General features: G+C 58.1%; 12 protein-coding genes. 2 read left to right on the plus strand and 10 right to left on the minus strand.

The genetic code is table 11. From position 1 onward, the window contains the following. Positions 1-3 precede the first annotated feature (3 nt). Entirely contained in the window at positions 4-228 is a 225-nt protein-coding gene (locus GH784_RS15455) for a hypothetical protein (RefSeq protein ID WP_013636298.1), read from the minus strand. A gap of 397 nt (positions 229-625) precedes the next feature. Here GH784_RS15455 and GH784_RS15460 point away from each other — a divergent pair, with 397 nt between their 5' ends. Next, entirely contained in the window at positions 626-1951 is a 1326-nt protein-coding gene (locus tag GH784_RS15460; protein WP_019566143.1) for an Nramp family divalent metal transporter, read from the plus strand. Positions 1952-1960: 9 nt separating this feature from the next. On the opposite strand, the gene GH784_RS15465 is transcribed toward GH784_RS15460, so the two are convergent. From GH784_RS15465 to GH784_RS15495, 7 genes are all read right to left on the minus strand, one after another. Then, on the minus strand, positions 1961-2293 hold the full coding sequence (locus GH784_RS15465; RefSeq protein WP_019566144.1) for a helix-turn-helix domain-containing protein: 333 nt from the start codon (positions 2291-2293) through the stop codon (positions 1961-1963). 46 nt (positions 2294-2339) lie between these two features. Beyond that, entirely contained in the window at positions 2340-2969 is a 630-nt protein-coding gene (locus GH784_RS15470; protein ID WP_196811689.1) for a DUF4145 domain-containing protein, read from the minus strand. 106 nt (positions 2970-3075) lie between these two features. After that, positions 3076-6894, minus strand: coding sequence for a vitamin B12-dependent ribonucleotide reductase (locus GH784_RS15475; protein WP_013636294.1), 3819 nt, complete (start codon positions 6892-6894; stop codon positions 3076-3078). A 382-nt stretch (positions 6895-7276) separates the two neighbouring features. Next, the gene (locus GH784_RS15480; RefSeq protein WP_153793569.1) at positions 7277-7549 is read right to left on the minus strand and encodes a hypothetical protein; all 273 of its coding nucleotides are present in this window, start codon (positions 7547-7549) and stop codon (positions 7277-7279) included. A 22-nt stretch (positions 7550-7571) separates the two neighbouring features. Next, positions 7572-8069 carry a xanthine phosphoribosyltransferase gene (gene gpt, locus GH784_RS15485; RefSeq protein ID WP_003515641.1) on the minus strand — a complete coding sequence of 166 codons (498 nt, stop codon included), beginning with the start codon at positions 8067-8069 and terminating at the stop codon, positions 7572-7574. A gap of 113 nt (positions 8070-8182) precedes the next feature. Continuing rightward, positions 8183-9028: a universal stress protein gene (locus GH784_RS15490; RefSeq protein WP_003515639.1), complete on the minus strand. Its 846-nt coding sequence runs from the start codon at positions 9026-9028 to the stop codon at positions 8183-8185. An 87-nt stretch (positions 9029-9115) separates the two neighbouring features. After that, positions 9116-9907 (minus strand): competence/damage-inducible protein A, encoded by a 792-nt coding sequence (locus GH784_RS15495; RefSeq protein ID WP_013636292.1) that lies wholly within the window; start codon positions 9905-9907, stop codon positions 9116-9118. Positions 9908-10184: 277 nt separating this feature from the next. Between GH784_RS15495 and wrbA the strand changes: the two genes are divergently transcribed. Continuing rightward, on the plus strand, positions 10185-10784 hold the full coding sequence (gene wrbA, locus GH784_RS15500) for an NAD(P)H:quinone oxidoreductase type IV (protein WP_019566148.1): 600 nt from the start codon (positions 10185-10187) through the stop codon (positions 10782-10784). 509 nt (positions 10785-11293) lie between these two features. On the opposite strand, the gene GH784_RS15510 is transcribed toward wrbA, so the two are convergent. Together GH784_RS15510 and GH784_RS15515 are read right to left on the minus strand one after the other, a co-directional pair. Next, on the minus strand, positions 11294-11539 hold the full coding sequence (locus GH784_RS15510) for a DUF982 domain-containing protein (protein WP_003515635.1): 246 nt from the start codon (positions 11537-11539) through the stop codon (positions 11294-11296). A gap of 83 nt (positions 11540-11622) precedes the next feature. Then, positions 11623-11904, minus strand: coding sequence for a hypothetical protein (locus GH784_RS15515; protein ID WP_003515633.1), 282 nt, complete (start codon positions 11902-11904; stop codon positions 11623-11625). Between the last annotated feature and the right edge of the window lie 372 nt (positions 11905-12276).

Genomic DNA, 12276 nt, shown 5'->3' on the forward strand with positions numbered 1-12276 from the left:
ATATCAGGCGTTCTCCGCTGCGTTTTCCTCGATGATGCCGGTATTCGGCTCGGGCTTGCCGGGATGGCTGGTGACGAGATAACCCATGGCGACAGCGGCGGCGACGATGACCAGCAGCACCACGCCGCTGATGGTCATCAGCCAGTCGCGCGGCCTTCGCTGCGCCATGATATATTTCGGCCACCGGTAAGGCTGGTTCGCCACGCTGAATTTATTGCCGTCTCGCATGAACTTCCCCGGACTATCGTTGCTTCGTGACAGACAAACGCGGGCATGCACGCGGCTGTTCCGCAATGGCGGGGCAGAGCGATGACAACGCCGTGAGGTTTCGCGGTAGGATTGGCCGTGGGTTGCCGTTGTTTACTGGCTACTACGCCGCGTAGAAGAGTCTTTTCAGCCCAGAGACCTTGGCTGGCTGGCTTCCGGCTTAAGGCTGGAATGACGGAGGAGGGGTCTCATTTCATTAAATCCATGACGCGCTGCGCCGATGGTTGCGTTCAGGCCGAATGTTACTGCGGCCTCTCGCGCCGGCACACAGCTTCGAAACTCCGCTTGCCAGTCCACACCCTTTTATGCGAATGATTTGCAATTGCATTAATTCAATTTCCATTTGAAAGTTCGCAAGATGGACAAGCCTGTCTTTGGATGGCGGCGGAATGGCGACGATCTCTCGCTGTCCGACGTTCACAGCTCGATCAAGATAAGCCCGAATGCCGGTACGTTTCGCCGGGCGATGGCGTTCTTCGGACCCGGATATCTCGTCGCGGTCGGTTACATGGACCCCGGCAACTGGGCAACGTCGCTCGCCGGTGGCTCCAAGTTCGGCTACACGCTGCTGACGGTGGCACTGATATCGAACATCATGGCCGTCGTTCTACAGGCGCTCTGTGCCCGTCTGGCGATTGCTTCCGGGCGCGATCTGGCGCAGGCCTGTCGCGATGCCTATCCGAAACCGGTGGCGATTGTGCTCTGGCTGCTGGCCGAAATCGCAATCATCGCGACTGATATCGCCGAGGTCATCGGCACGGCGATCGGCCTCAACCTGATTTTCGGCATTCCGCTCGAACTCGGCGTCCTCATCACGGCGCTTGACGTGTTCCTGATCCTTTATCTGCAAAGGCTTGGCTTCCGCTGGGTGGAGGCGCTTGTCATCACGCTTCTCGGCGTCATCGCGGTGTGTTTCGCCATTCAGCTGGCGCTGGCCGATCCCGACTGGAGCCAGGTGATTCGTGGTTTTGCGCCGACGACGGAGATCGTCACCAACCCCGAGATGCTCTATCTGGCGCTTGGCATTCTGGGCGCGACGGTGATGCCGCATAATCTCTATCTGCATTCAGGGATCGTGCAGACGCGCGCCATCGGCGAGACGCTGGCCGAAAAACGCGAGGCGCTCAAATTCGCGACACTCGATTCAACCATCGCCCTGACGTTTGCTCTCGTCATCAATGCCGCGATCCTCATCCTCGCAGCGGCGACCTTCAACAAAACGGGTCAGACGAATGTTGCCGAACTGGGTGAAGCGCATAGTCTGCTCGCGCCGCTGCTCGGCCTTGCGATTGCGCCGACGCTGTTCGGGGTGGCGCTTTTGTGCTGTGGCATCAACTCCACTGTTACGGCAACGCTTGCGGGCCAGATCGTGATGGAAGGTTTCCTCAAGATGCGGCTTGCCCCGTGGCTGCGCCGCCTTATCACCCGCGGCATCGCCATCATCCCCGCCGCCGGCGTCACCATCGCCTTCGGCGAAAGCGGCACGTCTCAACTGCTGATACTGACGCAGGTGGTCTTAAGCCTGCAACTTTCCTTCGCCGTCTTCCCGCTGGTCATGTTCACCGCCGACCGCGCCAAGATGGGCGAACTGTGCGCCCCGCGATGGCTCTCGGCGTTTGCATGGCTTATCGCGGTGGTAATTGCGGCGCTGAATGTGAAGCTGCTGTTTGATTTTGTGGGGTGAGGGAAGGAGTCAGGCCGCGCCTCTACGGAGCGCGGCTGCCGTTCCCTCGGGATCGACGGCGATGGCTTTCAGATAGGCGCGGGCCGGTTGATCCGGCTCGCTGCGGCCCTGTTCCCAATCACGCAAGGTGCCAAGCGGAATATGATAACGGGCGGAAAACTCTTCCTGCGTCAGTTTCAGTGCTCGGCGGATTATCTTGATGCGGAGCATTCTCGAGGCGGAGGCGAGCTGTTCGGCGGAAAGCGGTGGATTGTCGGGGTCAGCAAGCGCGTTGGTTTCCGCTTCTTCGTCGGTCATTGCGTGAAGACGCGCCCAGTCGGTTTGATCGGTTTTACCAGCCATTGTCGTCATATTCCTTGCGCTCTGCGCGCGTCGAATGTGTTGACTGCTACTTCGATGGTGGCTTTCCTGCTGCTGCCAATTTTGCGTCCAACGCGGCTTTTTTCTGAGCTGCGATTGCGGGACGTTCGTAAAAGTGTTCGAACAGCTCTTCTAATATTTCAAGGCACCATTCGGCTTCTTCTGCCTCAACATCAATCACTTGCAAGGTTGTTTTTTCATCTATTGGATGAGCTGAGAAGTTTCCAAAATTACGGATAGCATCGACCGTTTCGTGTAATCCAATCGGTAACGCTTTTTTGGGATCCGTCTCATTAATTAATGCGTCGATCTGTTTTGCTAAATCCGTCGCCTTGTAATCTAGGCTGTTTAGAATGTTTTGCAGGCATCTCCGGGAAAGAGCTGCTGAAGCTTTGGCGCTAATGGGAAGAACATCGCACGCTTCTAGGTAATCTCGAGTAATGTCATCTGGAACAAATTGCGAAATTGAGCCGCGGTTGGGACTCATTGGTTCAACCATCCGTGCGTTACCGGATGGGCTTTCGATAACAATAGTCAATTTTTTGCAGCTTGGACATACAGCCGTTTCGTAGGACCAGTTTGTAACATAACCGTTGCGGCTAAAGCTGCCAGGAACCCAATTTTCATGGAAATTAATATTGCAATGTGGGCAGCGCATATATGCCTCCAATAAAAAGTCCCGCAGTGAACCTTAATCACTGCGGGACATATTCACTTCACCTTCCAAGACTGGAAAGTGGATTCACCACTTATCCATGTATTTCTTAAGAGCAACCGCTCGTCGCACCGCAAGTATCGCACTTCTCGCAGGTGCCGTTGCGCACCATCGTGAAGTTCTGGCATTCCGAGCACATGTTGCCGGTATAGCCTTGCGCGATCGAGCGCATGCGGCGTTCGTTTTCCTTCTTCTTGGCTTCCGCCTTGGCCGATGCCGCGTCGGCGGCGGCCTTGTCGGAGAAGAGGGCGGTGGCGGTCTGCTTGGCTTCCTGAACCACGTCGTCGATTACCTCTTCGGCAATCTCTTCCGCCAGTTCCTTGGCGCGTTCTTCATAATCGCGCTTGAAGGAGACGATTTCCGAGGTGGAGATCGCGACTGTCGGTTCCAGCTTGCGGGCGGCTGAGCCTGCAAAGGAAGTGACGTTGGCCGAGGCGCGGGCGGGGGCTGCCGTTGCCGAGCCCTTGGGTTCGGAAGCAGCACGTTCGCCTTCGTTGTTGGAAACCAGCGTCGGCTTGTAACCGCGTGTCCAGCCGGTGGAGAGCAGATTGGTCTTGCCTTCCTGGATACCCTTGCCGAGTGCGGTATTGGAGAAGTCAGACGTATCGACATGAGCAAGGTCGTGGCGGCCGAGATAGGAGACGGCGAGTTCGCGGAACACGTAGTCAAGGATTGACGTGGCGTTCTTTATCGCGTCGTTGCCCTGCACCATGCCGGCCGGCTCGAACTTGGTAAAGGTGAAGGCCTCCACATATTCTTCCAGCGGCACGCCATATTGCAGGCCAAGCGAAATGGCGATGGCGAAGTTGTTCATCATCGCACGGAAGGCAGCGCCTTCCTTGTGCATGTCGATGAAGATTTCGCCGATGCGGCCGTCACCGAATTCGCCGGTGCGCAGATAGACCTTGTGACCGCCGACCGTTGCCTTCTGGGTGTAACCCTGACGGCGGTTCGGCAGCTTTTCACGCTCGCGCGATACCCGCTCGATGACGCGCTCGACGATCTTTTCGGTGATCGTCACGGCCTGCTGGGCGAGCGGCTGCTGGATCAGTTCTTCAACGAAGTCTTCGTCGTCCTCATCTTCCACCAGCGAAGCGTTGAGCGGCTGGGAAAGCTTGGAGCCATCGCGGTAAAGGGCGTTGGCCTTGAGCGCCAGCTTCCAGGACAGCATGTAGGCTGCGCCGCAATCTTCCACGGTTGCATCATTCGGCATGTTGATCGTCTTGGAGATCGCACCCGAAATGAACGGCTGTGCTGCCGCCATCATGCGGATATGCGATTCGACCGAGAGATAACGCTTGCCGATCTTGCCGCAGGGGTTGGCGCAATCGAATACGGCCAAGTGCTCGTTCTTGAGGAACGGTGCGCCTTCCAGTGTCATCGCACCGCAGACGTGCACGTTGGCCGCTTCGATGTCCTTTTTGCTGAAGCCGAGGTGCTCCAGCAGGTTGAAGCTCATGTCGGACAACTGCTCATCGGAAACCTTGAGCGTGCCTTTGAGGAAATCGGCGCCCAGCGTCCACTGGTTGAAGACGAACTTGATGTCGAAGGCGCTTTTCAGTGCGCCGTTGACGGCTTCGATCTTCTCATCGGTGAAGCCCTTGGCCTTCAGCGACGAGGGATTGATGGCAGGTGCCTGGTTGAGATTGCCGTGGCCAACGGCATAGGCTTCGATTTCGGCGATCTGGCTTTCCGAATAACCGAGCGAACGCAGGGATTCCGGCACGGCGCGGTTGATGATCTTGAAGTAGCCGCCGCCGGCGAGCTTCTTGAATTTCACCAGCGCGAAGTCCGGCTCGATGCCGGTCGTGTCGCAATCCATCACAAGGCCGATCGTACCTGTCGGCGCGATAACGGTGGTCTGGGCGTTGCGGTAGCCGTGCTTTTCGCCAAGCTCCAGCGCCTTGTCCCAGGCGGCGGTAGCGTGGGCCACAAGGTCCTGATCCGTGCAATCGGAATGGATGAGGGCAACCGGGTTCACCGACAGGCCTTCATAACCGTAGGAAAGGCCATGGGCGGCGCGGCGGTGGTTGCGGATGACGCGCAGCATGTTGTCGCGGTTCGGCGCGAAGCCCGGGAAGGGGCCAAGCTCGCCTGCCATTTCAGCCGAGGTGGCATAGGAAACGCCGGTCATGATGGCGGTCAGCGCACCGGCAATGGCGCGGCCTTCGTCGCTGTCATAGGGAATGCCCGAGGACATCAGCAGGCCGCCGATATTGGCGTAACCGAGGCCGAGCGTGCGGTATTCGTAGGAGCGTTCGGCAATCTGGCGCGAGGGGAACTGCGCCATCATGACCGAGACTTCGAGAACGACGGTCCACAGGCGAACCGCATGTTCGTAATCGGCGATGTCGATGCGCTTCGTTGCCTGATCCTTGAACTGAAGCAGGTTCAGCGAAGCAAGGTTGCAGGCCGTGTCGTCGAGGAACATATATTCCGAGCACGGGTTGGAAGCACGGATAGGGCCTTCGGCCGGCGAGGTGTGCCAGTCGTTCATGGTGGTGTTGAAGTGCAGGCCGGGGTCGGCCGATGCCCAGGCGGCGTGGGAGATCTTTTCCCAGAGGTCGCGGGCCTTCAGCGTCTTCATGACCTTGCCGTCCTTGCGGGCGGTCAGGTTCCAGTCACCGTCGTTTTCAACAGCGCGCAGGAAGTCATCCTTCAGCGATACGGAGTTGTTGGAATTCTGGCCTGAAACCGTGAGGTAGGCTTCGGAATCCCAATCCGTGTCGTAGGTTTTGAACTGGATGTCCTTGTAACCCTGCTGCGCGAACTGGATGACGCGCTTGACGTAGTTTTCCGGCACCATGTCCTTCTTGGCAGCGCGGATTTCGCGCTTCAGGGCAGGGTTCTTGGCCGGGTCGAAGCAATCGCCGTTATCTGCCTCGCAATTGACGCAGGCCTTCATGATTGCCTTGAGATGCTTGGCAACGATCTTGGAACCGGTGACGAGAGCGGCAACCTTCTGCTCCTCGTTCACCTTCCAGTCGATATAGGCTTCAATATCGGGATGGTCGGCATCAACGACGACCATCTTGGCCGCACGGCGGGTGGTGCCGCCAGACTTGATTGCGCCGGCTGCCCGGTCGCCGATCTTGAGGAAGCTCATCAGGCCGGAGGACTTGCCGCCGCCGGAAAGCTTTTCGCCTTCGCCGCGCAGGTAGGAGAAGTTGGAGCCGGTACCGGAACCGTATTTGAACAGGCGCGCTTCACGCACCCACAGGTCCATGATGCCGCCTTCGTTGACCAGATCGTCTTCGACAGACTGGATGAAGCAGGCATGCGGCTGCGGATGTTCGTAAGAGGACTTGGACTTGGTCAGCTTGCCGGTGAAGGGGTCGACGTAGAAGTGGCCCTGGCCCGGGCCGTCGATGCCATAGGCCCAGTGCAGGCCGGTGTTGAACCACTGCGGGCTGTTGGGGGCTACACGCTGGGTCGCCAGCATATAGGCAAGCTCGTCGCGGAAGGCGAGTGCGTCTTCCTCGGTGGAGAAATATTTGCCCTTCCAGCCCCAGTAGGTCCAGGTGCCAGCCAGGCGGTCGAAAACCTGACGCGCATCGGTTTCGGAGCCATAACGCTCACCCTCGGGGAGGTCCTTCATGGCCTTCTCATCGGCAACCGAACGCCACAGGAAGGAAGGAACATCGTTTTCCTCAACCTTCTTAAGCACCTTCGGCACGCCGGCCTTGCGGAAGTATTTCTGCGCCAGAACGTCGGTCGCGACCTGGCTGAACTGCGCGGGAACGTCGATATCCGCCAGACGGAACACGATGGAACCGTCCGGGTTCTTGATTTCACTGACGGCCTTGCGGAATTCGATTTCCGCATAAGACGATTGGCCGGGCTTCGTGAAGCGGCGTTCGATGCGCATGGTTTCGTGTCCTCGTCCATTGGGCGCCCGGCAAAGGGCGCAAAAATTCGTTCCAGCCGTGCGAACTATGCGCGCAGCCGGTTTTTGCCGATCTGTAAGGGATGTTCATCCTTGGATGTGATCCCTGTATCTCGTGGCTTATTTGGCTGCAAGAGTCATGTGAGTACTAAATATAGTATCAACAGCTTCCTGCCGCCAGTCCCCGCGTCATGTTTTTGGCGGTATCCGCAAGGCACGCAAAATCCACCGGCGAACCGCCCCCTGATGGTCGGGACGCCCCTTCTGGACTTGCGAACTGAGATTGAAAGGAACCGGCCTCGTTACTTTCCGGTCCGTTGCCGCCGCAACATAACTGTCACTTTCCTCCTGCGGCATAGATTCGTCAAGCCATAGATTGAAACCGTTTTTTAACCACAAGATATTGTGTGCAGCGCCTGTGGAAAACGGGGATAGCAAAAGCGTTCAAAAAAATCAGTGACTTGGCGCGAGACTTTGAAGCTTGCGCGAGGCTGGTTTCCGCAGCGGAAAGCGAAAACCCCGCATTTCCGGGGTGCGGCATAAAGGCGACACTGCGGTTTTTCCGTGTTTTTTTGCCGTTACCAAAAAAGCATTTCCACACAAAAAAACCGCCCCGAAGGGACGGCTTTTCAGGCATGGTTTTGGGTTGCGACAGGCGATCAGCCGCGCGATCCCTTGGCGATCGGTTCCTGATAGGTGAAGCCCATGTCCCAGGGAAAATAAATCCAGGTGTCCTGGCTGACCTCGGTGACAAAGGTGTCAATGGTGGGCACGCCCTTCGGCTTGGCGTAAACGCAGGCAAAATGCGCCTTCGGTAACATTTCGCGCACTTCCAGTGCGGTCTTGCCGGTGTCGGTCAGATCGTCAACGACGAGCACGCCTTCGCCGCCGTCGGACATCAGCTCCGGCGCCACGCCCTTCAGGAGAACCGTGTCGCCCTGGTTGACGTAATCGTGGCGGGTGGCGATGCAGACCGTATCGATCAGGCGGATGTTCAGCTCGCGGGAAATGATCGCTGCCGGCACGAGACCGCCGCGGGTGATACAGACGATCGCCCGGAACTCCCGGCCAAGGCCGGCAAGACGCCACGCAAGCGCGCGGGCGTCGCGGTGAAACTGATCCCAGGTTACGGGAAAGGCTTTATCGGGAAGGGACATGTCGTCTACCATCTGGTCAAAATTGTCGATGGCTTTGGCTAATAGCCGCAAGACCCGCAAAAAGGCAAGCATTGCGCGCAGGCTCTTGCGGCTTCATCCACGGCTACCGGTGTTTAACGCGACAAAAGCGTCATCGCCGTCATGGAATCGAGCAGCGTGCGCGTCACGCCGCCGAACAGCAGTTCCCACCAACGGGAATGGCCGTAGGCGCCCATGACCAGAAGGTCGATGCTGTGGTCTGACAGCCGGTTTTCGATAGCCGCCTGCGGCGAGATGCCGGCGATTTTTTCCTGCGAGGTTACCGTGACGTTGACGCCGTGGCGGGCGAGTGTTGCGGCCAGTTCGGTTCCGGCAAGTCCAGACGATTGCGTTTCGCTCTCGGCCTGATCGACGGAGAAGATCTCGACGCTCTCGGCTGCAATCAGGAAGGGCAGGGCATCGAAGGTGGCGCGTGTTGCCTCGCGGGAGCCGTTCCAGGCGATCAGTACACGCTTGACCGGTTTGGCAACCGTCAGCACATGCGGAACGAGAAGAACAGGGCGGCCGCTTTCATGGAGAAAGCCGTCTATATCCGAGCGGCTGTCGGAGAGTGCGGAGGAGTTGCTCTGGCGGGCGACGATGAGATCGGCGCAGCGCGCGCTATCGATTGCCGATGACGAGGCGTAACCCACCGAGGTTACAAAGCTGCGCCACTCATGCGAGATGCCATTGGCAGACAGCGTGTGTTCGAAGAGGTTTCCAACATCCGTGGTTTCTTTGTGCGCCACGTCCTGAAGCACCTGAACGGTAGCGGGGTCGGGAATTTCCATCGGCGCGACGAGCGGAACGGCGGCCAGCGTTTCCATGTGCAGGCCAATCACATGCGAGGAAAACTGGTTGGCAAGACTTACCACGAAATCGCCGAGCTTTTGCGTGTTCTCCACATTGTCGATCACTGCCAGTATCGTTTTGTAACCCATTTTTTAGCTCCTCGGTGACGCGTCGTTTTGGGGAGAGTGGCTGCCTTTGCCGGGTACCACCTTGATTTTGGTCAATCCGCTTCCGTCTCAGGCGGTTGCATCGCCCTTGCTGGCCGACAGTGTTTTTTCCTGACCAATGGTTTCGATCATCGTCGCCACTGCATCCGCCGCCGCTTTCAGCACGGTGGCATCACGGGCGCGCACGACGATCTCCGTCGAAAAGCGTTGTCCGTCATATTTCGGGTAGGAGCCGATGCTGGTTTCCGGGTGCGCTTTCTGGATTGCGGTCAGCGGCGTGCCGATGTCACCTTCGCCATAGGGAGAGCGCACCGACTGCGACATGACTTTCGCGCCGGTGCGCAGCGTTGGCATGACATTGTCCAGCATGGCCTGAAACACCTGCGGAACGCCGGCCATGACGTGGACGTTGCCGATGACGAAGCCGGGGGCGACCGAGACGGGATTGGCGATGTGGCTTGCCCCCCTTGGCATGCGGGCCATGCGCTTGCGCGCTTCGGTGAATTCCATCTCGCGTACACGGTACATGTCACCCAATATCCGCAAAGCCTCGGCATCGTGCTCGCAGGGCAGGCCGAAAGCCACGGATACCGCATCAGCGGTGATGTCGTCATGGGTCGGGCCGATGCCGCCGGAGGTGAAGACATAATCATAGCGGGCGCGTAGCGCATTCAGCGCTTCGACGATTGCGTGCTCCTCGTCGGCGACGATGCGCACTTCCTTCAAGTCTATTCCGGACATGGTGAGCACATCCGCGAGGTGCCCGATATTCTTGTCCTTGGTGCGTCCCGACAGCAATTCGTCGCCGATGGCGAGCATGGCGGCGGTCACGACGGATGGGGTGGGTGAGGGATTGGACATGGGGGTACTCGTCAGCTGTTTTGTCCGACGTTAGTCCGCCGCCCGGTGAATGCAAAGCGGTTTTGAAAAAATGTCTATCTGTGAAAGGTTGACGTTCCGGCGTTTCGTTCACTGATTGCGAACAGTGCGTATGCGGATGCACCGCTGGTGTGGGACCGGCCTCTGGGCTACCTTTGCATCACATGCTTGTAACTGGTCACCACTAATGATCATCGCGTTCTTAAAAAGGCTTCTGGCTGGTACGCCTGAGACGATTAACCCTAAGGATACAAAGAAAATGACAAAAGTTCTGGTGCTTTATTATTCATCTTACGGCCATATCGAGACGATGGCATATGCCGTTGCCGAAGGCGTGAAGTCTGCCGGCGCGGAAGTTGTCGTCAAGCGCGTTCCGGAACTGGTTCCTGAGGAAGTCGCCAAATCCTCGCACTTCAAGCTCGATCAGGCTGCCCCCATCGCGACTGTTGACGAACTGGCAGAATACGATGCCATCATCGTCGGCGCCGGCACCCGCTTCGGCACGGTTGCCTCACAGATGCGCAATTTCTGGGACCAGACCGGCGGTCTGTGGTTCGGCGGCAAGCTTGTCGGCAAGGTCGGCTCTGCCTTCACCTCGTCGGCCACGCAGCACGGCGGTCAGGAATCGACCATCCTTGGTTTCCTCCCCACCTTCCTGCACCACGGCATGGCCGTTGTCGGTCTGCCCTATGCCTTCCAGGGCCAGATGGGCGTCGATGAAATCAAGGGCGGCTCGCCTTATGGCGCCTCCACCATCACCGATGGCGACGGCTCGCGTCAGCCTTCCGCTATCGAACTGGAAGCCGCACGCTACCAAGGCGCACATGTAGCCAAGCTGGCCGCCAAGCTTTCTGCTTGAGCCTGCATTGCTGGAAAAAGAAATGCGGCCCGAAAGGCCGCATTTTCTTACTCCGGCATCTAACGTCGCCGGTACCGCAGGGAATGATTTTTAAGGCGGGTCAGATCGGCAGGTTGACCATGAAAAGGCAGCTTGCAATCACGACGCCGAGCATGGAAATTTCGAGAAAACCATTCAATCCGTCACGCATTTCAATCCTCCTTGTTGATCGAAGAGAGAACGGAAAAGATTTATCGCGGTTCCATAACAGCAGAATGAAATTTAGGAAATTTTAATGCCCTGCCGCTCCGTCACAATACGGAGTGGACATCGGTGCTTCAGCCGGTAACGACGAAGGCGACCACGAGGTGACCGAGAAGGCCGATGGCGAGGCAGGAGAGGAGAAATATGAACAGGGCTTTTTTCATGTTTCCAGAAGCTTCCATCTGTTTTTACCCTTTAAACCTGTTGTCCTGACTTGTTTCGCCTCAGGACGCCATTTTAATTCTCGACCATGGGTCTTGATGCCGTCAGGCCTTGATGTCGAGGCCAGCCTCGATTGCGGCGGCGATGAAGGCCTTGCGCGCATCCTCCGGCTTTTTCCTGCCGGCATCGACGGCGGCGCAGACCAGCAACGCCGCGTCCAACGCATCGCCGTCCTCTATCGGCCAATCCTCGATCATGGCCCAGGACGCCGCCTGCGTGGTCTCGATGCTCGTATAGTCGCCCGGCGTTTCGAACGCGATCAGGACGGGTTTTTGCCAGCGCGTGTTCATCGCTCATCCGTGTTGGTTATCGTGCCCGGCTCTAAACCAAGCGGGCAGGATGCGCAATTGGTTTCGGTTGGCTCGCGGTGCGGTCAGTCGTCGCGTCCGAACAGCCAATCGCGAATGATGCGGCGGTCTATGAGTTCGAGCGAGCGATCGGGCGCAATGCGATAGGTTTCCACCGCCCTCGTGCTGCCGTCGATGCGGAACTCGTGGCTGAAGGTGCTGCCGATCGGCGATTTCGTCAGCTTGGTGCGCGGCTGGCCCTTATAGGTGATGCTGCCGGGGATCGGTTCGACATAAGCGGCCGGGCCTGAGGTCGTGCAGCCCGCAAGCGTAAGCGCGATTGCGGCCAATGATACGAGCGTTTTCATCCTGTCCTCCGAAGTGCGTCTGCGAAAACGATATGGAGGCGCAACGGTTCCCCGCGAGTGATAAAGGGCAGAGCTATTCGCAACTGCTACTTGCGTCTCGGATTTTGAGTGTCGCGCGCGACCCAGCGGAAGAAAGCGTAGACGAGCAGGCCGAAGATGAAAAGCGGGATGAGGTTCGCAAAACCGGACATATGATTCTCATTTCTCCCTCCCGATCCGGGGTCTAACCGGAGAGAAAGAGGCAAGGCAAGCGTGGCGTGCAGCGCCGCAGGTAAAATGTCCGTGTGCCTGTTTGGGGAACGGTTTGCGTGCGGCGGGAAGATCGCCGGAGAAGAAGGAAACAGGTGAGACCTGGCGCACTGCCAGTGATAC

The organism is Agrobacterium tumefaciens (genome assembly GCF_009649785.1).
Lineage (GTDB): Bacteria > Pseudomonadota > Alphaproteobacteria > Rhizobiales > Rhizobiaceae > Agrobacterium > Agrobacterium tumefaciens.

Excerpts from the sequence above, each read along its gene's own strand:
- GH784_RS15455 (WP_013636298.1), bottom strand. The coding sequence starts at position 228 with ATGCGAGACGGCAATAAATTCAGCGTGGCGAACCAGCCTTACCGGTGG.
- GH784_RS15460 (WP_019566143.1), top strand. The coding sequence starts at position 626 with ATGGACAAGCCTGTCTTTGGATGGCGGCGGAATGGCGACGATCTCTCG.
- GH784_RS15465 (WP_019566144.1), bottom strand. The coding sequence starts at position 2,293 with ATGGCTGGTAAAACCGATCAAACCGACTGGGCGCGTCTTCACGCAATG.
- GH784_RS15470 (WP_196811689.1), bottom strand. The coding sequence starts at position 2,969 with ATGCGCTGCCCACATTGCAATATTAATTTCCATGAAAATTGGGTTCCT.
- GH784_RS15475 (WP_013636294.1), bottom strand. The coding sequence starts at position 6,894 with ATGCGCATCGAACGCCGCTTCACGAAGCCCGGCCAATCGTCTTATGCG.
- GH784_RS15480 (WP_153793569.1), bottom strand. The coding sequence starts at position 7,549 with ATGCCTGAAAAGCCGTCCCTTCGGGGCGGTTTTTTTGTGTGGAAATGC.
- gpt (WP_003515641.1), bottom strand. The coding sequence starts at position 8,069 with ATGTCCCTTCCCGATAAAGCCTTTCCCGTAACCTGGGATCAGTTTCAC.
- GH784_RS15490 (WP_003515639.1), bottom strand. The coding sequence starts at position 9,028 with ATGGGTTACAAAACGATACTGGCAGTGATCGACAATGTGGAGAACACG.
- GH784_RS15495 (WP_013636292.1), bottom strand. The coding sequence starts at position 9,907 with ATGTCCAATCCCTCACCCACCCCATCCGTCGTGACCGCCGCCATGCTC.
- wrbA (WP_019566148.1), top strand. The coding sequence starts at position 10,185 with ATGACAAAAGTTCTGGTGCTTTATTATTCATCTTACGGCCATATCGAG.
- GH784_RS15510 (WP_003515635.1), bottom strand. The coding sequence starts at position 11,539 with ATGAACACGCGCTGGCAAAAACCCGTCCTGATCGCGTTCGAAACGCCG.
- GH784_RS15515 (WP_003515633.1), bottom strand. The coding sequence starts at position 11,904 with ATGAAAACGCTCGTATCATTGGCCGCAATCGCGCTTACGCTTGCGGGC.